Origin of the sequence: Bosea sp. AS-1 (assembly GCF_002220095.1) — a bacterium.
Classification (GTDB): Bacteria; Pseudomonadota; Alphaproteobacteria; order Rhizobiales; family Beijerinckiaceae; genus Allobosea.
Genome location: NZ_CP022372.1, coordinates 3,004,214 through 3,030,551, shown reverse-complemented (window position 1 = coordinate 3,030,551; position 26,338 = coordinate 3,004,214). Strand labels below are relative to the sequence as shown.

25 protein-coding genes and 2 tRNA genes are annotated in these 26,338 nt (G+C 65.5%); 12 read left to right on the top strand and 15 right to left on the bottom strand.

Annotation, left to right across the window (positions count from 1 at the left end; all coding sequences use genetic code 11):
* Positions 1-131: 131 nt before the first annotated feature.
* The 5 genes from cueR to modA all read right to left on the bottom strand — a co-directional run bounded on the left by cueR (position 132) and on the right by modA (position 5,748).
* On the bottom strand, positions 132-542 hold the full coding sequence (gene cueR, locus CE453_RS16215; RefSeq protein WP_089175526.1) for a Cu(I)-responsive transcriptional regulator: 411 nt from the start codon (positions 540-542) through the stop codon (positions 132-134).
* A 1-nt stretch (position 543) separates the two neighbouring features.
* A complete protein-coding gene (locus tag CE453_RS16210) occupies positions 544-3,039 on the bottom strand; it encodes a heavy metal translocating P-type ATPase (RefSeq protein WP_089177939.1) in 2,496 nt (831 codons plus the stop codon).
* 102 nt (positions 3,040-3,141) lie between these two features.
* Positions 3,142-4,239 (bottom strand): molybdenum ABC transporter ATP-binding protein, encoded by a 1,098-nt coding sequence (gene modC / locus CE453_RS16205; protein ID WP_089175525.1) that lies wholly within the window; start codon positions 4,237-4,239, stop codon positions 3,142-3,144.
* Positions 4,236-4,934: a molybdate ABC transporter permease subunit gene (gene modB, locus CE453_RS16200; RefSeq protein WP_089175524.1), complete on the bottom strand. Its 699-nt coding sequence runs from the start codon at positions 4,932-4,934 to the stop codon at positions 4,236-4,238. The genes modC and modB overlap by 4 nt, the downstream gene beginning before the upstream one ends.
* Before the next feature lie 10 nt (positions 4,935-4,944).
* Complete coding sequence (gene modA, locus CE453_RS16195) at positions 4,945-5,748, bottom strand: molybdate ABC transporter substrate-binding protein (protein ID WP_089175523.1); 804 nt, start codon at positions 5,746-5,748, stop codon at positions 4,945-4,947.
* Between the two features lie 124 nt (positions 5,749-5,872).
* Here modA and CE453_RS16190 point away from each other — a divergent pair, with 124 nt between their 5' ends.
* Both CE453_RS16190 and tsaA read left to right on the top strand, forming a co-directional pair.
* Positions 5,873-6,079 (top strand): TOBE domain-containing protein, encoded by a 207-nt coding sequence (locus CE453_RS16190; protein ID WP_089175522.1) that lies wholly within the window; start codon positions 5,873-5,875, stop codon positions 6,077-6,079.
* 5 nt (positions 6,080-6,084) lie between these two features.
* Positions 6,085-6,576, top strand: a complete 492-nt coding sequence (tsaA, locus tag CE453_RS16185; protein WP_089175521.1) for a tRNA (N6-threonylcarbamoyladenosine(37)-N6)-methyltransferase TrmO — start codon at positions 6,085-6,087, stop codon at positions 6,574-6,576.
* A gap of 20 nt (positions 6,577-6,596) precedes the next feature.
* Here the strand turns inward: tsaA and CE453_RS16180 are convergent, their stop codons facing one another.
* From CE453_RS16180 to CE453_RS16170, 3 genes are all read right to left on the bottom strand, one after another.
* Positions 6,597-7,109: a cupin domain-containing protein gene (locus CE453_RS16180; protein WP_089175520.1), complete on the bottom strand. Its 513-nt coding sequence runs from the start codon at positions 7,107-7,109 to the stop codon at positions 6,597-6,599.
* Positions 7,110-7,170: 61 nt separating this feature from the next.
* Complete coding sequence (gene sseA, locus CE453_RS16175) at positions 7,171-8,028, bottom strand: 3-mercaptopyruvate sulfurtransferase (protein WP_089175519.1); 858 nt, start codon at positions 8,026-8,028, stop codon at positions 7,171-7,173.
* 37 nt (positions 8,029-8,065) lie between these two features.
* The gene (locus tag CE453_RS16170; RefSeq protein ID WP_089175518.1) at positions 8,066-8,782 is read right to left on the bottom strand and encodes an alanyl-tRNA editing protein; all 717 of its coding nucleotides are present in this window, start codon (positions 8,780-8,782) and stop codon (positions 8,066-8,068) included.
* Between the two features lie 179 nt (positions 8,783-8,961).
* Between CE453_RS16170 and CE453_RS16165 the strand changes: the two genes are divergently transcribed.
* Positions 8,962-9,765, top strand: coding sequence for an SDR family NAD(P)-dependent oxidoreductase (locus CE453_RS16165; protein WP_248307760.1), 804 nt, complete (start codon positions 8,962-8,964; stop codon positions 9,763-9,765).
* A 7-nt stretch (positions 9,766-9,772) separates the two neighbouring features.
* On the opposite strand, the gene CE453_RS16160 is transcribed toward CE453_RS16165, so the two are convergent.
* The gene (locus tag CE453_RS16160; protein WP_089175517.1) at positions 9,773-11,227 is read right to left on the bottom strand and encodes a cryptochrome/photolyase family protein; all 1,455 of its coding nucleotides are present in this window, start codon (positions 11,225-11,227) and stop codon (positions 9,773-9,775) included.
* A 115-nt stretch (positions 11,228-11,342) separates the two neighbouring features.
* Positions 11,343-11,416 (bottom strand) — tRNA-Cys (locus CE453_RS16155).
* Between the two features lie 166 nt (positions 11,417-11,582).
* On the opposite strand from CE453_RS16155, the gene CE453_RS16150 reads away from it, so the two are divergent.
* From CE453_RS16150 to CE453_RS16135, 4 genes are all read left to right on the top strand, one after another.
* Positions 11,583-11,657, top strand: a tRNA-Asn gene (locus CE453_RS16150).
* A gap of 243 nt (positions 11,658-11,900) precedes the next feature.
* Positions 11,901-12,539, top strand: coding sequence for a protein-L-isoaspartate O-methyltransferase family protein (locus CE453_RS16145; RefSeq protein ID WP_157733067.1), 639 nt, complete (start codon positions 11,901-11,903; stop codon positions 12,537-12,539).
* A 159-nt stretch (positions 12,540-12,698) separates the two neighbouring features.
* Complete coding sequence (locus tag CE453_RS16140) at positions 12,699-14,111, top strand: TolC family outer membrane protein (RefSeq protein ID WP_248307759.1); 1,413 nt, start codon at positions 12,699-12,701, stop codon at positions 14,109-14,111.
* A gap of 184 nt (positions 14,112-14,295) precedes the next feature.
* Positions 14,296-14,883 carry a PopZ family protein gene (locus CE453_RS16135; protein ID WP_089175515.1) on the top strand — a complete coding sequence of 196 codons (588 nt, stop codon included), beginning with the start codon at positions 14,296-14,298 and terminating at the stop codon, positions 14,881-14,883.
* Here CE453_RS16135 and CE453_RS16130 read toward each other — a convergent pair.
* The gene (locus tag CE453_RS16130) at positions 14,880-15,122 is read right to left on the bottom strand and encodes a hypothetical protein (RefSeq protein WP_089175514.1); all 243 of its coding nucleotides are present in this window, start codon (positions 15,120-15,122) and stop codon (positions 14,880-14,882) included. The two genes, CE453_RS16135 and CE453_RS16130, sit on opposite strands and share 4 nt — an antisense overlap.
* Positions 15,123-15,479: 357 nt before the next feature.
* On the opposite strand from CE453_RS16130, the gene CE453_RS16125 reads away from it, so the two are divergent.
* From CE453_RS16125 to CE453_RS16110, 4 genes are all read left to right on the top strand, one after another.
* On the top strand, positions 15,480-18,299 hold the full coding sequence (locus tag CE453_RS16125) for a valine--tRNA ligase (RefSeq protein WP_089175513.1): 2,820 nt from the start codon (positions 15,480-15,482) through the stop codon (positions 18,297-18,299).
* A gap of 151 nt (positions 18,300-18,450) precedes the next feature.
* Entirely contained in the window at positions 18,451-19,032 is a 582-nt protein-coding gene (locus tag CE453_RS16120; protein WP_089175512.1) for a YqaA family protein, read from the top strand.
* A 284-nt stretch (positions 19,033-19,316) separates the two neighbouring features.
* Entirely contained in the window at positions 19,317-19,616 is a 300-nt protein-coding gene (locus CE453_RS28650; RefSeq protein WP_157733066.1) for a hypothetical protein, read from the top strand.
* 16 nt (positions 19,617-19,632) lie between these two features.
* On the top strand, positions 19,633-20,562 hold the full coding sequence (locus tag CE453_RS16110) for a tetratricopeptide repeat protein (protein WP_089175510.1): 930 nt from the start codon (positions 19,633-19,635) through the stop codon (positions 20,560-20,562).
* Positions 20,563-20,609: 47 nt separating this feature from the next.
* Here the strand turns inward: CE453_RS16110 and xth are convergent, their stop codons facing one another.
* Positions 20,610-21,389, bottom strand: coding sequence for an exodeoxyribonuclease III (xth, locus tag CE453_RS16105; protein WP_089175509.1), 780 nt, complete (start codon positions 21,387-21,389; stop codon positions 20,610-20,612).
* A gap of 136 nt (positions 21,390-21,525) precedes the next feature.
* Complete coding sequence (locus CE453_RS16100) at positions 21,526-21,987, bottom strand: BA14K family protein (protein ID WP_089175508.1); 462 nt, start codon at positions 21,985-21,987, stop codon at positions 21,526-21,528.
* A gap of 248 nt (positions 21,988-22,235) precedes the next feature.
* Here CE453_RS16100 and CE453_RS16095 point away from each other — a divergent pair, with 248 nt between their 5' ends.
* Positions 22,236-22,811, top strand: a complete 576-nt coding sequence (locus tag CE453_RS16095) for a TIGR00645 family protein (protein ID WP_089177936.1) — start codon at positions 22,236-22,238, stop codon at positions 22,809-22,811.
* A 71-nt stretch (positions 22,812-22,882) separates the two neighbouring features.
* Here CE453_RS16095 and trpE read toward each other — a convergent pair whose 3' ends face one another.
* A complete protein-coding gene (gene trpE / locus CE453_RS16090; protein WP_089175507.1) occupies positions 22,883-24,397 on the bottom strand; it encodes an anthranilate synthase component I in 1,515 nt (504 codons plus the stop codon).
* Positions 24,398-24,399: 2 nt separating this feature from the next.
* Entirely contained in the window at positions 24,400-26,313 is a 1,914-nt protein-coding gene (locus CE453_RS16085) for a SurA N-terminal domain-containing protein (protein ID WP_089175506.1), read from the bottom strand.
* Between the last annotated feature and the right edge of the window lie 25 nt (positions 26,314-26,338).

Here is a 26,338-nt window from a genome sequence, read left to right as displayed (position 1 = left end):
GGCGATCTATCCCCTTGGGAGGCATCGACCCATCGGAAACGGTGGTTACCTCTGACTCGACGCCACGCGGCCGCATATGAGCAAGCCTCCCGCCCCGCGTCCAGACGCCGGGCGCATGGCGGAGCGGCGTCTCAAGCCTTTTCGGCAAGGAGGGGCTGGGTGGCGAAATCGCTGAGGATCGGGCAATCGGGCCGATGGTCGCCATGGCAATGCGCCGCCAGATGCCGGAGCGTGTCGGCCATCGCCTTGAGTTCAGCCGCCTTTGCCTCGAGGTCGCGGATATGGGCCATGGCAAGCTGCTTCACATCGGCGCTGGCGCGGCTGCGGTCGCGCCAGAGCGCCAGCAACTCGCGCGTCTCCTCCAACGAGAAGCCGAGATCGCGCGCTCGCCGGACGAAACGCAGCGTGTGCACGTCGTCATCGGCATAGACCCGGTATTGGGCGGCGGTCCGCGCGGGCGGTGTGATCAGCCCGATACTCTCGTAATAGCGGATCATCTTGGCGCTGACGCCCGAGCGGGACGAGGCTTCACCGATATTCATCTCAGGCCTCCACCTTGAAGCGCCGCAGTCGCAGTGCGTTGGTCAGCACACTCACGCTCGACAGCGCCATGGCGAGCCCGGCGAAAACCGGCGAGAGCAGCACCCCCCAGAGCGGATAGAGCAGGCCGGCTGCGACCGGGATCAGGATTGCGTTGTAACCGAACGCCCAGGCGAGATTCTGGCGGATATTGGCGATCGTCGCCTTGGACAGCGCAATCGCGCGCGGTACGCCCATCACGTCGCCGGACATCAGCACGACATCGGCGCTCTCGATGGCAATGTCGGTGCCGGTACCGATGGCAATGCCGACATCAGCCTGGGCGAGGGCAGGTGCGTCGTTGATGCCGTCTCCGACGAAGGCGACCTTCGCACTGCCCTTCTGGAGGGCCTTCACGACGTCGGCCTTGTCGGTCGGCAGCACTTCCGCCCGGACCTCGTCGATGCCGAGCTGGCGGGCCACGGCGGCGGCGGTGCGCTTGTCGTCGCCCGTGACCATCACGACCTTGAGGCCGAGCTGGTGCAGTGCTGCGATCGCAGCCGGCGTGGTCTCCTTGATGGCGTCGGCGACGGCGATGACGGCTGCCAGCCTGCCATCGACAGCGGCATAGAGCGGTGTCTTGCCGGCCTCGGCCAGCGCCTGAGCGCGGCCAGCGAAGGTTGAAACGTCGATGCCGAGCTGCTCCAGCAGCCTATGGCCGCCGATGGCAACGCGTCGGCCCGCAACGGTGGCGGTGACTCCGCGACCTGCATCGCTGGCGAAATCAGCCGGCTCGGCGAGCGCGAGGGCTCTGTCTTTCGCCGCTGTGACGATGGCGAGCGCCAGCGGGTGCTCGGAACGATTCTCTGCCGAGGCGATCAGGCGCAGCACCTCGTTCACGTCGAAGCCCTCGGCCGGCTCGATATCGGTCAGCTCTGGCTTGCCCTTGGTCAGTGTGCCGGTCTTGTCGAGTGCGACGACCTGCACATCCCGCAGCGCCTGCAGCGCATCGCCCTGCCGGAATAGGATGCCGAGTTCGGCGCCGCGACCCGTGCCGACCATGATCGAGGTCGGCGTGGCAAGGCCCATCGCACACGGGCAGGCGATGATCAGGACCGCGACCGCATTGACCAGCGCATAGGATAGCGCCGGGCTTGGGCCGAAAGCGAGCCAGGCCAGGAAGGTCAGGAGCGCGACGCCCATCACCGCGGGCACGAACCAGAGCGTGATGCGGTCGACCGCGGCCTGGATCGGCAGCTTGGCGCCCTGCGCGGCCTGAACGGTCCGCACGATCTGCGCGAGTAGCGTATCGCTGCCGACCTTGCGGGCGGTGAAACTGAGTGCGCCCGATCCGTTGACGGTGCCGCCGGTGACGAGGCTGCCGGCTTCCTTGCGGACCGGGGCGGGCTCGCCGGTGATCATCGATTCATCGACGAAGGAGGTACCTTCCGTGACCTCGCCATCGACCGGGACGCGTTCGCCTGGCCGCAGGATGACGGTATCGCCGAGCTTCACCTCGTCGACCGGGATATCGGCCTCGCTGCCATGGCGCAGGACGCGCGCGGTCTTCGGCTGCAGCGCGATCAGGCTGCGGATCGCGGCTCCGGTGCGGCCCTTGGCACGCGCCTCGAACCAGCGGCCGAGCAAGATCAGCGTGACGATGACGGCGCCCGATTCGAAATAGGTCAGCGCCGTTCCTTCCGGCAGCAGGCCGGGCAGGAAGGTCGCGACGCTCGAATAGAGCCAGGCCGCGCCAGCGCCGAGCATGACCAGCGTGTTCATGTCGGGAGCACCCCGCACCAAGGCCGGGAAGCCCTTGCGCAGGAATACGAGCCCCGGCCCGAACATCACGATGGTGGCGAGCACGAAGGAGAAGAGGCGGAGATTCCATTCGCCGAAAGTGCCAGCAAGCCAGTGATGCAGGGCAGGAACCATGTGGCTGCCCATCTCGATCACCAGCAACGGGATCGTCAGCACGCCGGCGAGAATGACCGAGCGCAGCAATCTTGCCTGCTCTTCCTCCTTCACCATCGCCATGTGGTCGTGCTGGCCTGCCGCATGCCCGTCATCGGGTTTCACCGGGCTTGCCTCGTAACCCGCCTTCTCGACAGCCTTCACCATCTCGGGAACGAGATCGCCGCCAGCTACGGCCTTGATGCTGGCGCGCTCGGTAGCGAGGTTCACCGTGGCCTCGACGACGCCTGGCACACCGCGCAAGGCCTTCTCGACATGGCCGACGCAGGAGGCGCAGGTCATGCCCGTGACGGACAGATCGACCGTTTGCTCGAGGGGCTGATAACCGGTCTGACGGACTGCATCCTCGATCCGCTTCACGACATCGCTGCCCTTGGCGAAGGTCACATGCGCCCGCTCCGTCGCGAGATTGACCGAAACGGCCTCGACGCCCGGCACGGCCGCGATGGCGCGCTCGACGCGGCCGACGCAGCTCGCGCAGGACATGCCTTCCACGCCCATGTCGAGCGTTGCCAGCTCGTTCTTCGCCCTGTCGATGACCGTCATCGCCGTCTCCATTCACTGTGATGACGATTCATATGGGGCTTCCCATTATGGGAAGGTCAAGGTTGTGGTCATGTGTTTTTTGCAAGGAGCCGTGCGTGCGCCTTACGGCGTCTCGACCGAAACGCTCTTGATGATGCCGAAGACCGGTTTGCCGACAGCGAGCCCCAGGCTCGCCACTGATTTTGCGGTCAGCCGCACGATCAATGTCTCGCCGCGGCAGTCGAGTCGCAGATGCACGGTGCTGCCGCCTTCCCCGGTCCGCTGGCCGATCTCGGTGATCGTACCCGACAGGACGTTGAGGGCGCTGGTGCCTTCGGGCGGCGCGAGGCTGAGCATGACATCGCTCGCCATGATCCGGACGCGCAAATGCTGTCCGGCTTTCAATGTGCCGCGCGCGATGACGAGCTTTCCCGCTTGTGTCGCCAGCCTTGCCAGGCCGAACGCCTCGTCGAAGCCGCTGACCTCGGCGGACAGAACCGAACTCGCCTCCGGTGCGCCGGGGCGGGAGGCGAGGTCGATGCGCGAGAGGATTTCGGCCGTTGGCCCGCAAGCGGCGATCCGCCCGGCCTCGACGACGACGACGGTGGTTGCAAGCCGCGCCACTTCGGCGAGCGAATGCGAGACATAGACGATCGGGATGCCGACTTCGTCACGCAGCCGTTCGATATGCGGCAGGATCTCAGCCTTGCGCGCCTCGTCGAGTGCCGCAAGCGGTTCGTCCATCAGCAGCAGGCGCGGCTGCGCCAGCAGCGCCCGGCCGATGGCGACGCGCTGCTTCTCGCCGCCGGACAGCGCGCCGGGCCTGCGCTTCAGCAGATGGCCGATGCCGAGCAGGTCCAGCACCATGTCGAGATCGGCCGGTTTGCGGACGGCACGGGGCACGAACCAATGGCCGAAGAGCAGGTTCTGCCGCACGGTCAGGTGTGGAAACAGCCGCGCTTCCTGGAAGACATAGCCCAGCCGGCGCCGATGCGGCGGCAGCACGATGCCTCTCCCGGTATCGACCAGCGTCTCGCCCTCGACGCGGACATGGCCGGATTCGGGACGGACCAGCCCGCCGATGACATTGACCAGCGAAGTCTTGCCCGAGCCCGACGCGCCGAACAGCGCCGTCAGCCGACCTTGCGATTGAAAGGTGGTATCCAGCAGGAAATCGCCGAGCCGGCGTCGGACGGCGATGTCGAGGACGGGCGCCGTCATTCGATCGCGATCCGCCGCCCGACCAGCCGCGCCATCCATTCGGACAGAAACAGAGCGGCGACGGAGATTACGATGGAGATGAGCGTCAGCCGCATGGCGCCCGTCTCGCCGCCGGGAACCTGGGTGAAGGTGTAGATCGCCGAGGGCAGGGTCTGCGTCTCGCCGGGAATGTTCGAGACGAAGGTGATCGTCGCGCCGAATTCGCCCATCGCCTTGGCGAAGCACAGGATCATGCCGGCGATGATCCCCGGCAGGCAGAGCGGTAGCGTCACGACGAGGAAGACCCAGACCGGGCTGGCGCCGAGCGTTCCGGCGGCAGCCTCCAGCTTACGGTCGACGGCCTCGATCGAGAGCCGGATCGCCCGCACCATCAGCGGAAAGCCCATCACTGCACAGGCCAGCGCGGCGCCGGTCCAGCGGAAGGAGAAGACGATGCCGAACCAGTCATAGAGGAACTGGCCGATCGGCCCGCGCCGGCCGAAGCCGACGAGCAGCAGATAGCCGGTCACGACCGGCGGCAGGATCAATGGCAGATGCACCGCCGCGTCGAGCAGCGACTTGCCCCAGAAGCGCCCCCGCGCCAACAGAAGCGCGACGGCGAGCCCGAGAGGCAGGCTCGCCAGCATGGCGGTGGTGGCGACGATCAGGCTCAGCCTGACCGCCGTCCACTCTTCGGGCGTCAGCCAGTGACTCAAGCCGGCCAGCTCACGACGAGGTGGCGGGCTTGTTGAGGACGGTGAAGCCCTGCTTCTCGAAGACCGGCTTGGCGGTGGGGCTGCGCAGATAGGTCAGGAAGGCCTGCGCGTCGGGATTGCTCGAATCCTTGGTGACGGCGACGGGATAAACGATCGGCGGATGCGACCCTTCCGGGAAGGCCGCGACCACCTTGACCTGCGGGTCGGCGGCGGCATCGGTCGCATAGACGATGCCGAGCGGCGCCTCGCCGCGCGAGACGAGCAGCAGCGCCGCGCGGACGTTGTCGGCCTGCGCGATCTTGTCCTTCACCTTGTCCCACGCGCCAAGCTTCTCCAGCGCGGCCTTGCCGTATTTGCCGGCCGGGACGGAATCGACATTGCCCATGGCGAGGCGATTGGAGCCCAGCGCGGTGGCGAGGTCGACACCCGGCTTCAGCTCGATCGCGGCGGTCGAATCCTTGGGGGCGACGAGCACGATCTTGTTGCCGAGCAAGCTGACGCGCGTGTCCGGCTTGATCAGGTTCTTGCTCGCCGCATAGTCCATCCAGTCGAGATCGGCCGAGACGAAGAGATCGGCGGGCGCACCGTTCTCGAGCTGCTTCGCGAGCGTGTTGCTGGCGGCATAGGAGATTTTTGGCGCAGGCTTGCCGCTTTCCTTGACCCAGTTGGCGGCGGCCTCGTCGAGCGCATTCTTCATGCTTGCCGCGGCGAAGATCACCAGCTCCTTCGTCTGCGCCTGGGCAGCGTTGAAAGTCGGGGGCAGACCCATGGCAAGCGCCAGGCCCATCCCCAGCAGCGTCCGGCGCTTCATCATGCTGTTCCTCACTGTGCTTGTCGTTGTATATCGATGGATATAGCGATGGTTGCCGCGCGGGTGCCGGTAAGTCAAGGACAGCCGGCGACCGCATGAACGATGTATCGAAAACGCGAGGACCACGATGAAGATCAGCGCGCGCAACCAGCTCAAGGGCAAGATCGTCGAGATCACCAAGGGCGCCACCACGGCCCATGTCCGCATCGACATCGGCGGCGCGGTCGTCACCGCCTCGATCACCAATGCAGCAGTGGACGATCTCGGCCTGGCTGTCGGCAAGGAGGCCTATGCCGTGGTCAAGGCCTCCGACGTGATGATCGCGATCGACTGATCGCCATGGTCCGGGAGAACGAAATCCGCGACAGGGAGGTAGCCGTCGCACCGCCGCAGGCGACCGATGCCGGCCTCGTCTTCATCGGCGCCATCCGCACGCCCTGGACCTCGCGGTTGACCTGCCCGCGCCAGGGCAGGGCGGACGGGCCGATCTGCCGCATCGAGCTGTTCGCGCCCTGGGACCATGCGCTCGACGGCATCGAGCGTTTCGAGCGGCTGGAGGTGCTGTACTGGCTGCATCAGTCGCGTCGCGATCTCGTCCGCCAGAGCCCGGCCAATAACGGCGAGACTTACGGCACCTTCGCCTTGCGGACGCCGGTCAGGCCCAATCCGATCGGCACATCGATCGCGGCGCTCGTGGCGCGCGAGGGGTCCGTGTTGCTGGTGCGCGGGCTCGATTGCCTCGACGAGACGCCGCTCCTCGACATCAAGCCGGACCGAACGCTCTTCACTCCGATCGCCCCGCCACAGCCGGGCGATTTCGAGAAAGGCTAAGGGCTTGCCGCGAGCCCCGCTCACCCGTGCGGGTGCTTGTGGATCGGGTCGACCCAGTAAACCTCTTCGGGTTTCTCGACCGGATCGACATCGGTGATGTTGACCACCACCGCCTCGTTGTCGGAGCGCACCAGCACGCATTGCAGCGGGTTCTCGGGATCGGCGTTGATCTCCTGGTGCGGCACGAAGGGCGGAACGTAGATGAAGTCGCCCGGGCCGGCCTCGGCGACAAATTCCAGGCGCTCGCCCCAGCGCATGCGGGCCTTGCCGCTCACCACATAGATCACGCTTTCGAGCTCGCCGTGATGGTGCACACCGGTCTTGGCGTTGGGCTCGATCGCGACCGTCCCAGCCCAGATCTTCTGCGCGCCGACGCGGGCATGGTTGATCGCCGCCTGCCGGAACATGCCGGGAGTTTGTGCCGTGTTGGGGTCGAGCTTGTCGCCAGTGATCACCCGTACGCCGTCATGTTTCCAGCGCGGTTCTTCATGAGAATGCTCATGCTGATGATCATGGGAGTGATCGTGGCTCATGGCGGTCTCCTTGCTGGAGCATCCTGAGCCCTTTCCAGGAAGGACTCAGGATCAATTTCGATCAGTCCAGCTTTGCCGGGCCGGTGGCGACGGGCCGCTCGCCTGCGCCCCATTCCGACCAGGAGCCGTCATAGATGGCCTTGGCCGGCTTGCCGACAATCTCGAGCGCGGTCGAGAGGATCACCGCCGAGACGCCCGAACCGCAGCTCATGATCGATGGCTTGTCGAGGTCGACGCCGGCCTCCTGGAACAGTCTGGTGATCTCTTGCGGCTCCTTCAGCCTTCCGTCGGAAACGAGCTGCGAGGAAGGCAGGTTGAGCGAGCCTGGGATATGACCCGACTTCAGTCCGGCGCGGGGTTCCGGCGCCTCGCCGCGGAAGCGGTCGGCGGCTCGCGCATCAACGACCTGGATGGTCTTGGAGGCCGTAGCGCGGGCGACATCGTCGGCGTCGGCGACCGCGCCGTTGTCGAGACGGGCGGTGAAGCTGCGCGGCTTGCGCGGCCGCGGCGCGTCCTCCTCGACCGGCCGCCCTTCGGCCAGCCATTTCGGCAAGCCGCCGTCCAGGATGACGACGTCGCCTGCACCGAACACCTTGAAGGTCCAGCGCACGCGCGGTGCCGAGAAGAAGCCGAGCCCGTCATAGACGACGATGCGCATGCCGTCTCCGATGCCGAGCGCGCCAACGGCCGCTGCGAACTCGTTCGGCGGCGGCAGCATGTGGGGTAGGGGCGAGCGCGTATCCTTGATGGCGTCGAGGTCGAAATGCACGGCGCCCGGGATGCGCCGCGCGGCATACTCCGCCGCCCCGTCGCGCCCTTGCGCCGGCAGATACCAGGAACCGTCGACCACGACGATATCCGGCGCGTCGAGGCGCTCGGCGAGCCATTCGGTGGAAACGAAAACGTCTTCGCGGGCCATGGGATGTCCTTGGAGTATCCGGGTCTCGTTCTGAGGCTCAGGCCAGCGCGATCCGTACGCGCCGGTTCTGCTTGCCCTTCTTCTCGATGTCGGTGACGGCGACAAGGCCGATCTCGGCGGTATTGCGCACATGGGTTCCGCCGCAGGGCTGCAGGTCGATGTCGCCGATGGCGACCAACCTGACCCGCCCGGAACCACGCGGCGGCTTCACCGACATCGTCTTGACGAGGCCCGGATTGGCGTCGAGCTCCTCGTCGGTGATCCAGCGCTCGCTAACATCGGCGTTGCGGGCGACGAGTGCGTTGAGCTTCTCCGCCACCTCGGCCTTGTCGAGACCGCCCTCGGGGATGTCGAAGTCGAGCCGTCCGTCGCCGTCGCCGATCGAGCCGCCGGTCACGGGATAGGACAACACGACGCTGAGCAGGTGGAGCGCGGTGTGGATGCGCATCCGCTTGAAGCGCTTCTCCCAGTCCAGGACTGCCGTTACCGCTTCGCCCGGCTCGGGCGCCGACTGCCCTTCGAGCGGGACGTGGATGACGCGGCTCTTGTCCTCCGGGTCATAGATCGTCGTGCCGATTGCGATCTCGCTGCCGTCGGCGCGGCGCAGTGTGCCGGCATCGCCAGGCTGGCCGCCGCCGGTCGCATAGAAGATGGTCCGGTCGAGGATGATGCCGCCACGCTCGTTGATGGCCTCGACCGTTGCGGGCGTCTCCTTCAGATAGGCATCCTGGCGGAACAGCAGTTCGGTCGGCATCGGCTCGTCATCTCGTTGCGATAATCTTTCGCCGCCCAGACTGCACCGATCCTCGGCGCCGTGCCACTCCTCTGGCGAGTAGCAGGCAGGCGCGGGTGGGGGAGCAGAACAAGGATAGCGGGGATGGGGGCGGCCCGCCGCTTTTGACCCTGCCTGCTAGCCTCTAGAGGGGAGGGACGATGAACCGGGGCGCCGCGATGTCCTTGCCACGCATGAAACCGCAGGACGGCGTCGCCTGGATCACAGGCGCAAGCTCCGGAATCGGGGCGGCTGTCGCGATCGAGCTCGCGCGGCGCGGTTGGACGGTCGCGATCACCGCCCGCAGGGTGGAGGCGCTTGAAGCCGTCGCGCGCGAAGCGGAAGGGTTATCTGGACGAATCGTCGCCCATGTCGGCGACGTGACCGACGCACAAGGAATGGAGGGCCTCGCCGAGGCCATCGAAAGCATCCATGGCCCGATCGCATTGGCTTTTCTCAATGCCGGAATCGCCCCCGGTACGAAGGGTAGCCCGGTCGATCTGGAGGGTGTCGAGCTGGCAATGAGGATCAATCTGTTCGGTGTCGCCAAAGGGTTGTCGGCGGCGCTGGGGCGCATGATGACGCGAGGGCGGGGGCAGATCGCCGTCAATGCCTCGCTCGCCGGCTATCGCGGCGTGATCAGCGCGGCTGCTTATGGAGCCTCTAAGGCGGCAGCGATCCATCTTTGCGAGGCCCTGTATCTGGATTCTCGACGCATGGGGATTCGGCTACAGCTGGTTAATCCGGGCTTCGTCGATACGCCGATGACGCGGCGCAACCGCTTTGCCATGCCTTTCCTGATGAGCGTAGAGGACGGCGCCAGACGAATCGTCGACGGTTTTGAGCGCGGGGGCTTCGAGATCACGTTCCCGCGCCGCCTCGCCTGGATGCTGAAGGTGGCTCGGATATTGCCCTATCCGGTGTATTTCGCGCTGATTGGCCACTTAGCGCGGCGCCAGAGCTGAATCGGAATCAGCGATTGCGAATCGTCGAAAAGGCGGCAAGCGCGCGCTGGCGCCCGAAAGCGAGGTCGATCAGCGGGGCAGGGTAGGTCTCGCCGATTCGGACGCCCGCTTCTCTCTGCGCCTCGGGCGAGGCTCTCCAAGGTTGATGGATATCCTTGCTGGAGAGCTTTGCCAGTTCCGGCACCCATCGCCGGATGTAGCTTCCATCCGGATCGTGCGTTTCGCCCTGCGTTACGGGATTGAAGATTCGAAAATAAGGCGCGGCATCGACCCCGGAACCTGCCACCCACTGCCAGCTCGCGGCATTGTTGGCCGGATCGGCATCGACCAGCGTGTCCCAGAACCAGGCTTCGCCGGCACGCCAATCCTGCAAGAGGTGCTTGATCAGGAAAGAAGCCACGACCATTCGCACGCGGTTGTGCATCCAACCGGTCGTCCAGAGCTCGCGCATGCCGGCATCGACCAGCGGAAACCCAGTCTGACCGGCCTGCCAGCGCCGCAAGGCCACCGCATCCGGTCGCCACGGAAAGGAATCATAGCGCTCGTCGTAATTGCGGGTGGCGAGCGCGGGATTGTGGAAAAGCAGGTGGTAGGAAAATTCGCGCCAGCCGAGTTCCGACAGAAACTTGTCGGCATCGGCGGCGGTGCCTGCAGCCTCCCCGGTTTCGCGCGCGATTCCCAGAGCATGCCAGATCTGACGAGGGCTGATCTCGCCGAAGCGCAGATGCGGTGACAGCCGCGAGGTCGAGAGGCGATCTGGCCTGTCCCGCCCTTCGGCGTAGCCGCCAAGAGATTCGCCGAGAAAATTGTCGAGCCTTTTGCGCGCACCGTCTTCGCCGGGCGTCCAGCTTTGCCGCAGACTGCCAGCCCAATCTGGCTTGGTCGGTTCAAGGGCGAGTTCTTCCAGCCCAAGTATCTCGTTCTCGAGGGAAACAGGTCGCACGGCGGCGGGAATGCGGGCGGGTGCCGGTAAGGCTGGTGCGGGTTCGCCGCGCTCGCGCGCCGCGCGCCAATAGGGCGTGAAGAGCTTCATCGGCTGGCCGACCCGGCTTGTGATCTGCCAGGGGTCGTTCAGCAGGCTGCCATTGAAGCTCCTGACCTCGATGCCGGTCTCCGAGAGCCGCTCCTTGAGTTGCATGTCCAGCGCGATGGAAGCGGCATCATAGCGGCGATTCCAGGTAACGCGCTCGACGGCCGTGGCTTCTGCAAAGGTCGGCAGGAGTATTGCCGGATCTCCACGCAACACATCAAGCCGGCCACCCTTGCGCGCCAGAGCGGCAGACAGGGAATCGAGCGAGCGTGACAACCACCAACGCGATGCGCCGCCGAGCGGCCTGCGGCTGCTGCCTTCATCCAAAATGTAAACGCAGTAAACGGTTTCCGATTCCGCCGCCCAACAGAGCGCGGGGTTGTCTGCGAGCCGCAAATCGTCCCGGAACCAGTGCAGGCTGCGTTTCGTCATGGGAGCTCGTCAGTGCGCACGACAGGCGAAACGGAATCGTGCCGTGCGACGCGACACGCATGCCCTTTCTCCGGTCACAAACTCCGGAGCACAGCGATCGGTTCTAGGGAGAATTTGGAGGCCTCGCCCGGAATCGAACCGGGGTGCAAGGATTTGCAGTCCTCTGCGTAACCACTCCGCCACGAGGCCTTCCGGCGAAGGCGGCAGAGCCGCTCTCGCGACAGCGCCTATACCCACAAGCCGACCGCGCCGCAACCCGCCAGAGCATGTTTCGCTCCCGCAGCATGAAGATGTGTTTTGCCGTCACAAGGGGCTTGCGCAGTCCGGATCACGCCGCTATTACCCCGGCCACCGTTCCCGGATAGCTCAGCGGTAGAGCAATCGACTGTTAATCGATTGGTCGCAGGTTCGAATCCTGCTCCGGGAGCCAGCGAATTCGAGGGCTCGGCGCGACATCCGCCGGGCCCTTTCGTTTTCTGGCTGCTGCCGGGCCTTGTCGCACGGTGCCGCCTGTGCGGAAGGGCGCGGGATGCGTTGGGCGCAAGCGAGGCCGCTTGCCTTTTGCGCCGCGCTCGAACAGAAAGCTGCCATGAGCGGCGCTGCCGTGCCGGGCTTCTGGCGAGATGGCCTCGAAGCTGCGGCCGGGCGGCGGTGCAGACGGAGAGTTCAAGGCATGCAAGGTTTCACCGGGCTTCGCCGCAACATGGTCGACTGCCAGTTGCGGACCTATGACGTCACGGACCGGGCCGTGCTGACGGCGGCGGACGAGGTTCCGCGCGAGGTCTTCGTGCCGGAGAATCTGGCTTATCTGGCTTATCTCGACCAGTCGATCGAGTTGCCCGGCACCGGGCGGGCGCTGATGACCCCGATGGTGATCGCGCGCATGATCCAGGTGCTCGATCTTCAGCCGGGCGAGGATGCACTCGAATATGGCGGCGGCACTGGCTACGGCGCCGCGCTGATGGACCGGATGGGCATGAAGGCGACGCTGTGGGAGCCCGATGACGCGGCGCGCGGGCTGGCTGTCGCCGCGTTGACCGCAGCCGGGAGCCGGGTTGCGATCGCCGAGAAGGAGCCCGCGAAAGGATCCTTCGATGCGATTCTGGTGAGCGGCGCCTGCGAGGTCGAGCCGAAGAATCTGTTTTCGCTGCTGCGGCAGGAAGGGCGCCTGATCGTGGTGGAGGGGATCGGACGTTCCGCCCGCGTGAAACTCTACCAGAAGTCGGGCGAGGTAGTCGCCGGACGGACCGTTTTCGATGCCGCGGCGCCTGAACTCGCCGAATTCCGGCGCCCTCCGGCCTTCGTTTTCTGATGTCGCAGTGTCGCATTTTTGCGGCACCTGCTCACGGAAACCTGTTCGGGAGCCCCTACTGCTGTTGGCGGATGGCTCCGGGACAGGTACAAATGATCACTTCTGCCGAGGCTGGGGCGATGCCTGGGCGCGACTTGTAGTGCGCACGAGAGGCGTCCTGTGGAAAGACGAATCGACAAGAAGGCTTTCGGATACGGGGTCGGCACCGTCCTGGCAGTACTGCTGGCCGGTAGCGGGTCCGCGGCCGCGCAGACGATGGACGCTGCGCTGGCACGGGCCTATTCCGGCAATCCGACTCTGAATGCCCAGCGTGCTTCAGTACGCGCCACCGATGAAAATGTTCCGCAGGCGCGCGCCGGCTATCGGCCCAAGATCACCGCCTCGGCGGATATCGGTGCCAGCATCACCCAGTCGGAAGTTCCGGCTTTCGCGAGCACGTCGCCCTACCACGCCAGCATCAACTCGCGCCTTGCGCCGCGCGGTGCCGGCGTCCAGGTCACCCAGAACATCTTCGATTCCGGCAAGACCCGCAGCGCGATCAGCCAGTCCGAATCGCAGGTGCTGGGCGCGCGCGAGACGTTGCGCAATACCGAGCAGAATGTGCTGCTCGACGCCGCGACCTCCTATATGAACGTGCTGCGCGACACGGCTATCCTCAATCTCAATCGCAACAACGTCGAGGTTCTCGAGGAGCAGCTGCGCCAGACGCGCGATCGATTTCAAGTCGGTGAAGTCACCCGCACCGACGTCGCGCAGGCCGAAGCGCGCCTGTCCTCGGCCCAGTCGCAGGCGATTCTCGCCGAATCGAATCTGAAGACGTCGGTGGCGCGCTATCGCCAGAACGTCGGCATCGAGCCGCGTTCTCTGGCCCCCGGCCGCCCGGTCGAGAGCCTGTTGCCGAAATCGCTGCCGACGGCGCTCAACCAGGCGCTTTCCAACCACCCGGCGATCGTTGCCGCGCTCCACGGCGTGGACGTGGCCGAGCTGCAGGTGAAGGTCACGGAAGCCGATCTCGGCCCGACCTTCGGCATCACCGGTTCGGTGCAGCGGCGTTACGACAGCCAGTATTATGGTGACAATCGCCTGTCGGCGAGCATCGTCGGCGCGCTGACCATCCCGATCTATGAAGGCGGGCAGATTTACGCTCGGACGCGCCAGGCCAAGGAAACGGCCGGACAGCGCCGGATCGAGGTCGACACACAGCGCGACACGGTACGCGCCGCGGTCATTTCGGCCTGGGGCGGTCTCGAGGCGGCGAAGGCGCAGATCGTTGCGGCCCAGGCGCAGGTCGAGGCAGCATCGACCGCACTGGCCGGTGTGCGCGAGGAGGCCAAGGTCGGCCAGCGGACCACGCTTGACGTCCTCAACGCCCAGCAGGAACTGGTGAGCGCCCGTTCTACGCTGGTCACGGCGCAGCGCGACCGCGTTGTCGCCTCTTATGCCGTGCTCTCGGCAGTCGGCAAGCTCTCGGCGCAGACGCTGAGGCTGAAGACCGCGACTTACGACGCGCGGCAGCACTACGATCAGGTCAAGGACAAGCTCTGGGGCACGCAGACCCCGGACGGTCGCTGAGCCGCACTGGTCGGGCGCCGGCGCGGTAGAGCGCTGGCGCATCTGGGACTCAAGGGCAACAGCGCCGGTTTCTCCTGTGGGGGAAGGCTTTGCCGCCTTGTCTGGCCGGAGTCTCATGGAATACTGCGCTGTGGAGCGGCGTTGATTCCATCGGCGCGCGCGGTGCCCAACGGTCCGGACTGCCATGAACGCGCAAGCCAAGCCCAATGAACCGTCGATGGAGGAGATCTTGGCCTCCATCCGTCGGATCATTTCCGACGATGAAGCCAAGCCGGCAGAAGCCGAGGCAGAGACCCCCGCGCCCGAGCCGGAGGCGGCTTCTCTCGACGATGACGTTCTGGATCTCGGGACGGAAGCGGCCTTCGTTGCGGCCCCGGCCGTCGAACCGGTTCCCGCTCCCGCCGTTCCAGTTGAAGCTGAGACCGAGTCTGACGTCGACTTCCGCGAGGCCGAGGAACCCGAGGAGCCGGCTGCGCCCGCGGCAGTCGCTCCAGCCGAACCGACGCCTGCCGTAGCCGCCCGGCCGGAACCGGCCTTGCAGACTGTCGACATGGCCAGCCTCCTGTCGGATCAGGCGAGCTCTGCCGTCACCAGTGCTTTCGGGCAGCTTGCCAACACCGTGCTCAGCAACAATGCCCGCACGCTGGAGGATCTGGTCAAGGATATGCTCAAGCCGATGCTCAAGACGTGGCTCGACGACAATCTGCCGTCCATGGTCGAGCGCCTCGTGCGGGCTGAGATCGAGCGGGTCGCGCGCGGCGGCCGCAACTAACTGGATTTCACAAGGCGGCGCGTGCGGGTGCTTGTCCGGCGTACCGGCTTCCGCAACCCCTCGAAAGCGCCGGCCTCATCGAGTCTCTTGAGGGCGAAGCCCGCCAGAGCGAGCGCAGCGGTTGGCGCGCCGAGGCGGGAGACCAGCATCGTCAAGCCAATTGCCAGCGGGCGCGGATAGCGACCCGACGCGGCTTCGACCGTGACCCAGGCGCCGAGGGCGTGCACCAGCAGTTTCATGTCGCCGCCCTCAAGGCGTCCCGTTGCGCCCGTGCGCGATCCCGATCATTGCGCGGCATGCCGTTCTCCCTTCGCTGACCTGCCGTTGCAACCATTCGCGACGCTCGAGGTTCCCTGTGGCGTTCGAGTGATGCCGATTCTGCCGGCGCCCCGACGCCGGTTTCCGCATTCTGGATCAGTCTCTCTGCTCAGTGATCGAGCCTCGCCCGAGTACGGTTTGACGGTCGCCGTGAGTGGGATGTCATCGAAAACGTTGACGCGTGCCCTTCGCATGCGCTCTTAAGACGGCGAGACCTTTTGGCCAGTGATTTTCCGGCCGGGGCAGGTTCCCCGGCCTTTCTGCGTTCGAGCGATGCGATGATGGACAAGACTTTCGAGCCGGCAGCCGTCGAGGCCCGGATCAGCAAGGCCTGGGATGAGGCGCAAGCCTTCAAAGCGGGCAGGGGCGCCGCGCCCGGGGCCGAGCCTTATTGCATCGTGATCCCACCGCCGAACGTCACCGGTTCGCTGCATATGGGGCACGCCCTCAACAACACCCTGCAGGATGTGCTCTGCCGCTTCGAGCGCATGCGGGGCAAGGATGTGCTCTGGCAGCCCGGCACCGATCATGCCGGTATCGCGACCCAGATGGTCGTCGAGCGCAAGCTTGCCACCGAGAACAAGACCGATCGCCGTTCCATGGGCCGCGAAGCCTTCCTCGCCGAGGTCTGGAAGTGGAAAGAGGAGTCCGGCGGTACCATCGTCAACCAGCTCCGCCGTCTCGGTGCCTCCTGTGACTGGTCGCGCGAGCGCTTCACCATGGACGAAGGGCTCAGCGCCGCCGTCCTCAAGGTTTTCGTCGGCCTCCACAAGCAGGGGCTGATTTACCGCGCCAAGCGTCTGGTGAACTGGGATCCGAAGTTTCAGACCGCGATCTCGGACCTCGAGGTTCTGCAGATCGAGAAGACCGGTAGCTTCAAATGGCAGCGCGGCGGCGAGGAACCCTTCGACGCAGCCAAGCTCGACAAGGCGCTGAGCCGCGATCCGAACGGCCATCTCTACTATTTCAATTACCCGCTCGAGGGCGCGGCCTATAACTCGGACGATGCCTCGACCTTCATCACGGTCGCGACCACGCGTCCGGAAACGATGCTGGGCGACACCGGCATCGCGGTGCATCCCGACAATGCGACGATCGGCCATCTCATCGGCCGCAAGGCCGTTCTGCCGCTGGTCGGCCGCGTCATCCCGATCGTGCCCGACGACTATGCCGACCCTGAGAAGGGAACAGGCGCGGTCAAGATCACGCCGGCGCATGATTTCAACGACTTCGAGGTCGGCAAGCGCCATCAGCTCGACGTCGTCAACATCCTCGACGGCGAAGCGCGCATCACGCTCGCCGGCAACGAGGACTTCCTCGCCGGGGCGATGCCCGAGGCCGAGACGCTGGCGCTCGATGGGCTCGACCGTTTCGTGGCACGCCGCCGCGTCGTTGCGCTGATGGCCGAGCGCGGCTTCCTCGCCAAGATCGAGCCGCATGGGCACACCGTCCCGCATGGCGACCGCTCAGACGTCGTCATCGAGCCCTGGCTCACCGACCAGTGGTATGTCGACGTCAAGCCGCTGGCGCAGCGCGCGCTCAAGGCCGTGCAGGATGGACGCACCAAGTTCACGCCTGAGAACTGGACGAAGGTCTATTACGACTGGCTGGAGAACATCGAGCCCTGGTGCGTCTCGCGCCAGCTCTGGTGGGGGCACCAGATCCCGGCCTGGTATGGGCCGGACGGCGAGGTCTTCGTCGCCGAGTCGGAGGCTGGTGCGCAGGCGCTGGCCGTCGGTCATTACGGCGACACGGTCGAGCTCCGGCGTGACGAGGATGTGCTCGACACCTGGTTCTCCTCGGCGCTCTGGCCGTTCTCGACGCTAGGCTGGCCGGAGGAGACTCCCGAGCTGAAGCGCTACTACCCCACGGCGACGCTGGTCACCGCCTTCGACATCATCTTCTTCTGGGTCGCCCGGATGATGATGATGGGCCTCAACTTCATGGACGAGGTGCCGTTCCACGACGTCTACATCCACGCCATCGTCCGTGACGAGAAGGGCGCGAAGATGTCGAAGTCGAAGGGCAACGTCATCGACCCGCTGACGCTCGTCGACCAGTACGGCGCCGATGCGCTCCGCTTCACGCTCGCCGCCATGGCGGCGCAGGGACGCGACATCAAACTCGCGACCTCCCGCGTCGAGGGCTATCGCAACTTCGCGACCAAGATCTGGAATGCGGCGCGCTTCGCCGAGATCAACGGATGCGTGCGCGCGGAAGGTTTCGACCCGGCCGCGGTCAGGCAGCCGCTCAACCGCTGGATCCTCAGCGAGGCCGCCCAGGCGGCCGAGGAGGTCGCCGCCGGAATCCCCACCTTCAGGTTCAACGAGGCGGCCGGTGCAGCCTATCGCTTCGTCTGGAACCAGTTCTGCGACTGGTATCTGGAACTCGCAAAACCCGTGCTGCAGGGGGAGGGCGTCGATGCTGCCACCAGGGCCGAGACGCAGGCGACGGTGGCTTATGTCATCGACCTGATCTGCCAGCTGCTGCATCCGTTCATGCCGTTCCTGACCGAGGAGCTCTGGGCGCAGAAGGCCGAGGCAGGTGCCCCACGCAAGCTGGCGGAGGGCGACGCCGCGCTGGTCTGCCTGACCCGCTGGCCCGACTTGTCGGCGCTCAAGGACGCCACGGCGGAAGCCGAGATCGGCTTCGTCATCGACCTTATCTCGGACATCCGTTCGGTGCGCTCCGAGGTCAACGTCCCGGCCGGCACCCAGGCGCCGCTCGTCCTCGTCAACGCCTCGGCGGCGACGCGAGCGACGATCGAGGGCTGGCGGCCGATGATCGAGCGCCTCGCGCGCGTCTCCGATATCGCTTTCGAGGCCGCGGCTCCGGCGCAGTCGGCGCAGATCATCGTGCGTGGCGAAGTGGCCGCTCTGCCGCTTGCCGGGCTGATCGATCTCGATGCCGAGCGTTCGCGCCTGACCAAGGAACTGGCCAAGCTCGACCAGGATATCGCGGTCGTCGAGAAGAAGCTCGGCAATCCCGATTTCATGGCGCGCGCGCCGGAGGAGATCGTCGAGGAGAACCGTGATCGCAAGGCTGCGGCAGAAGCGCGCAAGCTGAAGATTGCGGAGGCGCTGACGCGGCTGGCCTGAGCCGCCACCGCATTGCGGCCACGAGCTTGTCGTCAAATTGACCCTTCCGGGAGAGAAGACTCGCCTTCTCCCCCGGACATCGTTTAGATGCGCACGGCGCAGTTCCGCCATGCACACAGTGGCGGCAGACAGGATCGGCAGAGCAAGAATCATGCTCAAACGAGCTTATGATTGGTGTGTTTCCTACGCCTCGCACCCGGCTGCGCCCTGGCTGCTGTTTGCGCTGACCTTCGTCGAGAGTTCGATCAGCCCGCTGCCTCCGATTCCGCTGCTGCTGCCGATGTGCATCGCCCGGCCGGATCGCGCCCTGTTCTATGCCGGTATCTGCTCGCTCGGTGCCGTGCTCGGCGGCTATGTCGGCTACGGCATTGGCTTCCTGCTCTATGACTCGCTCGGCGCCTGGCTGATCGGCATCTACGGCCTGCAGGAAAAGGCAGCCCATCTCATCGCGACTTCGCAGGACTATTGGTTCTGGGTGCTGGTCACCAAGGGGCTGACGCCGATCCCGTTCAAGATCGTCACGATCATGTCGGGCTTCCTGCATTTCGACCTGTGGAAGTTCACGGTCGGCATGGTGGTTTCGCGGGCGAGCTTCTTCCTGATGATCGCGCTGGCGCTACGCTTCTACGGCGACGACATCCGCATCTTCATCGAGAAGCACCTGCCCATGGCCGCGCTGACCCTGCTCGCGATCGTGGTCGGTGGATTCTTCGTCTTGCCGATGGTGCTCTGACGCACGCCGGTTTTCGGCGCCGAAGTTTTCGTGACATCGCTGCAACACTGTGACGGGAACGCTCTGGCGGGCCGGTGGATGCACGCGCTCGCCGCGAAGCCGCCACAAAGGACGCCCAGCAAAAGGGCACATTAAGTCTTTGAGATATAGACAAATTGAAACGTCGTGCCGTTGCCGGCGCCATCCAGCGGGGCGGGACGGGGTTTCAGGGTCGGCGTTGCAGCGGCCCCGGTCGACATGGCAGGTTCCGGCCGTGCCAGTCTGGGGGGACAGGACGAGTGGCGATGAATACGCGTGTGTTCGACGAGTGGGGGGAGCCGGGCCTTGCGATCGACGCGGGTTCGGCTGGCGTTTCCCTGCTTCGCGCCGTCCTGTCGTCTGAATATGACGCCACCACAGGAAAGCTCACAGTCCGCCTTTCTGATGCCGAACTTGGAGAGCGTCGTGATGGTCGGACGCTGAGGAAGGCTGACGATCATACCGAAGCGCGGCTGAAGGACGCGCGCAAGCTCGGCCCTGCCGGAGGCGGTGCCCTGACTCACCCAGGAAGGGCGGGCGAAACCCATTGCTATGCGGATATCTGACGTAACCATAGCATGCATGTTGCTGTTGCTCGGCGCGCCGCAGGCTCTTCGGGCACAGGACTTTGCCAACGGGCAGCCACCGCTGCCGCCAAGGCCGATTCCCGGAATCGCCCTGCCGGAGCCGGATTCGCCGCATGCCGCCGGGCCTGACGACGCCATTGTCGCTCCGACGCCGAAAACGCCGACTGCTCATAGCGCGTTGCCTCTCGTGCCGTTCAGCAGTGCGCGCGATGCGCTGCGAGCCTGGATGCGGGACTCCTCCGCTGGCGATCAGGTTGGCGCCGTTCGTGCGCTCGAATACGCCGCCTCGCAGGGGCATCTGACTGCGCAGTACAAGCTCGGCCGGATGTATGCCGGTGGTGATGGCGTCCCAACCAATGATCTCAAGGCTTTCGAGTATTTCTCGAAGATCGCGGATGAGAACGCCGACGCCGCTCCCGGCACGGCGGCCGGCCGTATGGTCGGCAGCGCCTTCGTGGCGCTCGGGAGCTATTTCGCCGACGGGATCAAGGGCAGCTATGTGAAGCCCAACCCGGATCGCGCCTTCGACATGTTCCATTATGCCGCCTCCTATTTCGGCGATCCGGATGGGCAGTACAATTTGGCGCGGCTCTACATGAAGGGGCAGGGCACGACGCGCGATGCCCGCCAGGCTGCGCGCTGGATGAAGCTCGCGGCCGAGAAGGGGCATGCGCCGGCTCGTGCGGCCTTCGGCGAGATGCTGTTGCGCGGCGGCGAGGGCGTGCCTCGTCACCCCGTTCTCGGCCTGATGTGGCTCGCCATGGCCCGTGAAGGCGCCGACCCGGTTAGGGAGGCCTGGATCATCGAGCGGCACGATGCGGCCTTTGCCGCGGCCTCTGCGGCCGATCGTTCAGCGGCCATGGCACTTGTCGAGCGCCAGCAGCTTGCCACGGCCGGGACGGCTCGCCCCGATTCACAGCACTGATTGGCTGCCTTGAATCGCCATACCTCACGAGGGTATGGCGACCGACGCTAGTTCAGCTCGATCATGACCGGAACATGGTCCGATGGCTTTTCCCAGCCGCGGACATATTTGGCGATCTGCACGCCGGCGAGGTGGTCGGTCGCTTGCGGCGACAGCAGCAGATGGTCGATGCGGATGCCGTTGTTCCGCTGCCAGGCGCCGGCCTGATAATCCCAGAAGGTATAGAGCCCGCCAGCGTCGGTCGTGGCGCGCAAGGCGTCGGTGAGCCCGAGATCCAGAAGGTCCCGGAAGGCGGCGCGGGTCTGTGGCAGGAACAGCGCATCGCTGACCCAGGCCCCAGGGTCGCGCGCGTCGCGCGGCTCGGGAATGACGTTGTAGTCGCCGGCTAGAACCAGCGGCTCCTCGAGCTGCAGCAGCATCTGGGCATGGGCTGCGAGCCGCTTCATCCAGCCGAGCTTGTAGGGGTATTTCTCGGTATTGGGAGGGTTGCCGTTGGGCAGATAGATCGAGGCCAGCCGCACCACGCCTGACCCGAATGGCAATACGCCTTCAAGGTAGCGCGCCTGCTCGTCGCCATCGTCGCCGGGCAGACCCCTGCGTACGTCCTCGAGCTTGCTTCGACTCAGGATCGCGACGCCGTTGAAGGTCTTCTGCCCATGCGTCTCGACCTGCCAGCCGGCCGCCTCGATCTCGGCGCGCGGGAAGTCGGCATCGAGGCATTTGATCTCCTGCAGGCAGAGCGCATCCGGCTCCGCCTCCTTCAGGAAGTCCAGCAAATGGCCGAGCCGCTGGCGGACCGAATTCACGTTCCAGGTGGCAATACGCACGAGAGGCTCCGATCTGAGGCAGGCCGCAGGATAAGCGGGATCGCCGTCGGCATGGCAAGCCGCTTTCCACCGCAAACGAAAACTCCCCGCATTGCTGCGGGGAGCCAATGATTTCCGACCGAATTGTCGGGCGCTGTCAGGGGCAGGCGCGAACCACGCCGCCGGACGCGATATAGGTCCCGGTTTCGGGGTTGTAGCTGCGGAACCGGCGCGAACAATACGCCACCGCATCGGTGTCTGCAGCGCTGTAGCCATAGGCGCGCGGCACGGGCGGAGCATAGACCACCGGCGGCGCGACATAGACCGGCGCCGGCTCGTAGTAGACCGGCGGCGGCGGCGGAGCGGCCAGCGCTCCTGCGGCGAGCGCGCCACCGATGATGCCGGCAGCGATGCCGGCACCGACCGCTGGGCCGCGACGGTAGCCGTAATAGCGCGGACCGTAGCCGTAGCGGCGCCATTGGACGTTCTGCACCAGCGCACTGGCGCTCTCCGTGACGGCCGGCGCCGAGCCGGCCGCCGCAAGCGGGGCGGCCGAAGCCGGCATTGCCAAGAGGGCTCCGCCGGCCAGCGCTGCTGCCACGACGAGAGACTTGATCATGACGAAACTCCTTTGTTCTCCAACGGGAGTGGAACTCCGCCTGCTCCCCCGGCTGGATCTCAACTTACCGATCTGTCGGCCCTGATGGAAGACTAGCGTGCGATCTCGGCATAATTTAGTCGTCACGTGATTGTGGCTTCGCTGTCGTTTCTCATGGGCAAACGGGTTGCGCATCGACGATTCTCTCGCCATCTAGCGCTGCACTGCACATAATCCGCATCCTGCCTATGAAGGACGAAGAAACGACCATGGCGCAACCTGGCGGCCATTCCCGCGACCCTGCGGCCTATAATCCGATGAAACCGTTGCCGTTCCTCATCTTCAGCTCGCGCTGGCTGCAATTGCCGCTTTATCTCGGCTTGATCATTGCGCAGTGCGTCTATGTCTTTCTGTTTCTCAAGGAACTCTGGCATCTGGTGACCCACGCCTTCGACTTCAGCGAGCAGCAGATCATGCTGGTCGTGCTGGGGTTGATCGACGTGGTGATGATCTCGAATCTGCTGATCATGGTGATCGTCGGCGGTTACGAGACCTTCGTCTCGCGTCTGCGTCTCGAAGGCCATCCCGATCAGCCGGAATGGCTGAGCCACGTCAATGCGAGCATCCTGAAGATCAAGCTTGCCATGGCGATCATCGGCATCTCGTCGATCCATCTGCTCAGGACCTTCATCGAGGCCGGCAATATCGGCGGGCTCGGCCGGACGACCAATTACACCGAATCAGGCGTACTGCTGCAGACGCTGATCCATGTGGTCTTTATCCTGTCGGCCATCGGCATCGCCTGGGTCGATCGGATGACGGCAGCGCCCGGCAAGGGCCACTGAGTAGGATACGAGGCGCAAAAGAAAACTGCCCGGCTGCATCTCCAGCCGGGCGGTTCGCATTTCAGGGAGGGCTACTGCCCACGTCCGCTTCGGGCCGCGAAGCGGATCGCCTCTTCGGCTGCTCGAAAGAGCGCCTTGGCCTTGTTTATGCACTCCTCCTGCTCGGAAGCAGGGTTGGAATCGTAGACGATGCCCGCACCGGCCTGGACGTGCATCTTGCTATCCTTCACCACGGCGGTGCGCAGGACGATGCAGGTGTCCATCTCGCCATTGGCGCCGAAGTAGCCGATGCATCCGGCATAGGCGCCACGTGCATCCCGCTCGAGTTCGTCGATGATCTCCATCGCCCGGACTTTGGGGGCACCCGAGACGGTCCCGGCCGGGAAGCCTGCGATCAGCGCCGCGAGCGAATCGTGGCGCGGGTCGATTGTCCCTTCCACGTTCGAGACGATGTGCATCACCTGGCTGTAGCGCTCGATGAAGAAGGAATCGGTGACCTTGACGGTCCCGATTTCAGCCACGCGGCCGACATCGTTGCGGCCGAGATCGAGCAGCATGAGATGCTCGGCACGCTCCTTCGGATCGGCCAGCAGCTCCTCCGCCAGCGCTTCGTCCTCGGCCGGGGTTGCGCCGCGTCGGCGCGTGCCGGCGATCGGGCGGATCGTCACCGTGTCATCCCGCCGCCGCACGAGGATCTCGGGGCTCGAGCAGACGATCTGGAAGTCCACGAAGTCGAGATAGCAGAGGAAGGGTGCCGGATTGACGCGGCGCAGGGCCCGGTAGAGCGTAAACGGCGGCAGTGCGAAAGGAGCCTCGAAGCGCTGCGACAGCACGACCTGGAAGATGTCGCCGGCGCGGATGTACTCCTTCGCCTTGGCCACCATCTCGAGATATTCAGCCTCGCTCGTGTTCGAGGTGGTGACCGGCTCAGGCAGGTTGGCGATGTCGATGTCTGCCTCGGCGGGCAGGGCGCCTTCCAGCGCTTGTGCGATCGCTTCGATCCGCTCCTGCGCCCGCTCATAGGCGTGGCGTGCAGCGATGCCGGGCTGCTGCCGAACCGGCGTGACGATATGGATCTCGTCGCGCACTGCGTCGAAAACCACCATCAGCGTCGGCCGGGTCAGGATCGCGTCCGGGACACCGGTTCCGGTCTCCTTCGGCTCCGGCAGGCGTTCCATCAGACGCACCATGTCATAGCCGAGATAGCCGAACACTCCGGCGGCCATGGGCGGCAGACCCTCGGCTTCGGGGATGGCACTCTCGGCCAGCAAGGCGCGCAGGCTCTCGAAAGCGGGGCGGGGATCGTCGAGAAAAGCCTCGCCCAGCGCCGGCCGGCACATCGCAGCCTGCCCGTGGTGGCAGCGCCAGATCAGGTCAGGCTCCAGCCCGATCATCGAGTAGCGGCCGCGGACCGCACCACCCTCGACCGATTCCAGCAGGAAGGCCGGGCCAGCCGTGGCGTGCCGGAGCTTCAGGAAGGCGGCGACCGGCGTCTCGCAATCGCCGACCAGGACCCTGCGCAGAAGCTGGGGAGCGCCCGTCTCGTAGGTCTGCGCGAAGCGCTCGAACTCGTCGATGGGCTGCATCGTCAATTCTGAGCTCCGCCTGTGGCGTTGCGGAAGGCCGCCTCGTTGATGCTGACCCCGAGCTTGGCCTGCCGCTCCGCGACGTATTGCAGCAGAAGACCTTCGCTCAGATTGGCCGAGAGCAGGCGCACGAAGTTGTCCGCTTCCTGCGTCGTGCGGACGTAAGGCGGCACCGTGGCCGAATCGACCTTGAACAGGATGCGCCCACCATCGGCGCCGGCAGCCGAATTGGCCTTGCCGGCAGCGGTGCCGAAAACCTGGGTGACGACATTGGCCGGCAGTTCGGGCCGCTGATCCTGCCGCGCGACGTCGGCGGCGGTTTGGACCGTCAACCCGGCGGAGGCTGCGACCGTGGCGAAGGCCTCGCCCTTGTCGAGCCGCTGGACCAGCTCGCGTGCCTTGGTCGAAAGCTTGGTCGCCGTCTCGTCAGCACGCCATTGTGTCTCGACTTCGCCCTTGACCTCGTCGAATCCACGATCGCGCGACGGGTCGATCTTGGTGACGTCGAACCAGACGTAGCCGGCGTTCTGGGGAAGGCGGATCGCCTCGTTGTCGACACCGATATCGGAGGCGAAAATCGCGCGCAGCGTGGCATCGGCACCGGGGAGAGCCTGCTCCTGCGAGCCGTCCGGCTTGGTCATGCCCTGGCTCATCGGGCCGGCGTTACGCAGCTGCAGGTTGAACTGCTTCGCGATCTCGGCCAGCGGCTTCGCGGAGGCGCGTTCGTCCTCGATCTTGTCGTGGAGCTCGGTGATGCGGCTCGAGGCCCGGCCCGTCGCGATCTCCTTCTTCACCTCCTCGGCAACCTCTTCATAGGGGCGCACATGCTGAGGGTCGATCTTGCTGACGCGCAGCAGCACAGTGCCGAAGGCGCTTTGCACGGGGGCGCTGACGGCGCCCTGCGCGAGGGCGAAGGCGGCTTCGCGCACGGCGGCGTCGAAGATCTGGTCGCGTGTGAAAGTGCCGAGCGTCAGGTCTTTGAAGGCGACGTTCCGCTCGGTCGCGATCTCGTCGAAGGTCTCGCCGCCGTCGATCTTGGCCTTGGCGGCCTGCGCCTCCTCGGCGTTGGGGAAGGGGATCTGCTCGACCGTGCGGGTCTCGGCCGTGGTGAAGCGCTGCGCCTTCAGGGCTTCATAGCGGGCCTTTGCCTCGTCGTCGGTGACCTTGGTCGGATCGGCGACTGCATCAGCGGTGATCGCGAGGATCGCCGCGGTCCGGTACTCCGGCGCGCGGAAGGCGATCTTGCGGTCGTTGTAGAAGGTCTTGAGCTGGTCTTCCGTCGGCGCGGCGATCTCGCCGGCGGCGCTTGCCGGCAGGCGGGCGAAGGTGACCGCGCGCTTCTCGTTGCGCAGGCGGTTGCCAATTTCCTGCAGGGCCGTCGGCACAGTCAGGCCGCCTGAGACCAGCTCGGCGACCTGCTGGCGCAGGATCGTGGCGCGCTGCAGCGAGACATAGCTCTGCTCGCTATAGCCGTTGGAGCGCAGCAACTCGTTGAAGCGTGCGGCCGAGAACTGACCGGAGGCGTCGCGGAAGACCGGATCGTCGAAGATCAGGTTGCGAATCGTTTCGTCGGAGACCGCGAGCCCCATGTTCTGCGCGGTCTGGTCGAGCGTCGCTTCGCTGACGAGGCGGGAGAGGACCTGCCGGTCGAGGCCGAGTGCACGCGCCATTTCGGGTGAGATCTGCCGGCGCTGCTGACGGATCAGGTTCTGGATCTCGGTCTGGTAGGCGTTGCGCACCTGCTCGACGCTGATCTCGGTCTTGCCGATCTTCGCGACTTCGTTGCGGCCATAGCCGCGGAAGATGTCGCCCACGCCCCAGATCGCGAAGGAGATGATGAGGAAGCCGAACATGATGGCGATGACGAGCTTTCCGAGGAAACCCTGTCCCGCCTTGCGGATGCCCTGCATCATCATGGAAACTGTCTTTCCCTGAACCCGT

Coding starts and splice junctions, on each gene's coding strand:
- cueR (WP_089175526.1), bottom strand. CDS start 542: ATGAATATCGGTGAAGCCTCGTCCCGCTCGGGCGTCAGCGCCAAGATG.
- CE453_RS16210 (WP_089177939.1), bottom strand. CDS start 3,039: ATGACGGTCATCGACAGGGCGAAGAACGAGCTGGCAACGCTCGACATG.
- modC (WP_089175525.1), bottom strand. CDS start 4,239: ATGACGGCGCCCGTCCTCGACATCGCCGTCCGACGCCGGCTCGGCGAT.
- modA (WP_089175523.1), bottom strand. CDS start 5,748: ATGATGAAGCGCCGGACGCTGCTGGGGATGGGCCTGGCGCTTGCCATG.
- CE453_RS16190 (WP_089175522.1), top strand. CDS start 5,873: ATGAAGATCAGCGCGCGCAACCAGCTCAAGGGCAAGATCGTCGAGATC.
- tsaA (WP_089175521.1), top strand. CDS start 6,085: ATGGTCCGGGAGAACGAAATCCGCGACAGGGAGGTAGCCGTCGCACCG.
- CE453_RS16180 (WP_089175520.1), bottom strand. CDS start 7,109: ATGAGCCACGATCACTCCCATGATCATCAGCATGAGCATTCTCATGAA.
- sseA (WP_089175519.1), bottom strand. CDS start 8,028: ATGGCCCGCGAAGACGTTTTCGTTTCCACCGAATGGCTCGCCGAGCGC.
- CE453_RS16170 (WP_089175518.1), bottom strand. CDS start 8,782: ATGCCGACCGAACTGCTGTTCCGCCAGGATGCCTATCTGAAGGAGACG.
- CE453_RS16165 (WP_248307760.1), top strand. CDS start 8,962: ATGAACCGGGGCGCCGCGATGTCCTTGCCACGCATGAAACCGCAGGAC.
- CE453_RS16160 (WP_089175517.1), bottom strand. CDS start 11,227: ATGACGAAACGCAGCCTGCACTGGTTCCGGGACGATTTGCGGCTCGCA.
- CE453_RS16145 (WP_157733067.1), top strand. CDS start 11,901: ATGCAAGGTTTCACCGGGCTTCGCCGCAACATGGTCGACTGCCAGTTG.
- CE453_RS16135 (WP_089175515.1), top strand. CDS start 14,296: ATGAACGCGCAAGCCAAGCCCAATGAACCGTCGATGGAGGAGATCTTG.
- CE453_RS16130 (WP_089175514.1), bottom strand. CDS start 15,122: ATGAAACTGCTGGTGCACGCCCTCGGCGCCTGGGTCACGGTCGAAGCC.
- CE453_RS16125 (WP_089175513.1), top strand. CDS start 15,480: ATGATGGACAAGACTTTCGAGCCGGCAGCCGTCGAGGCCCGGATCAGC.
- CE453_RS16120 (WP_089175512.1), top strand. CDS start 18,451: ATGCTCAAACGAGCTTATGATTGGTGTGTTTCCTACGCCTCGCACCCG.
- CE453_RS28650 (WP_157733066.1), top strand. CDS start 19,317: ATGAATACGCGTGTGTTCGACGAGTGGGGGGAGCCGGGCCTTGCGATC.
- CE453_RS16110 (WP_089175510.1), top strand. CDS start 19,633: ATGTTGCTGTTGCTCGGCGCGCCGCAGGCTCTTCGGGCACAGGACTTT.
- CE453_RS16100 (WP_089175508.1), bottom strand. CDS start 21,987: ATGATCAAGTCTCTCGTCGTGGCAGCAGCGCTGGCCGGCGGAGCCCTC.
- CE453_RS16095 (WP_089177936.1), top strand. CDS start 22,236: ATGGCGCAACCTGGCGGCCATTCCCGCGACCCTGCGGCCTATAATCCG.
- trpE (WP_089175507.1), bottom strand. CDS start 24,397: ATGCAGCCCATCGACGAGTTCGAGCGCTTCGCGCAGACCTACGAGACG.
- CE453_RS16085 (WP_089175506.1), bottom strand. CDS start 26,313: ATGATGATGCAGGGCATCCGCAAGGCGGGACAGGGTTTCCTCGGAAAG.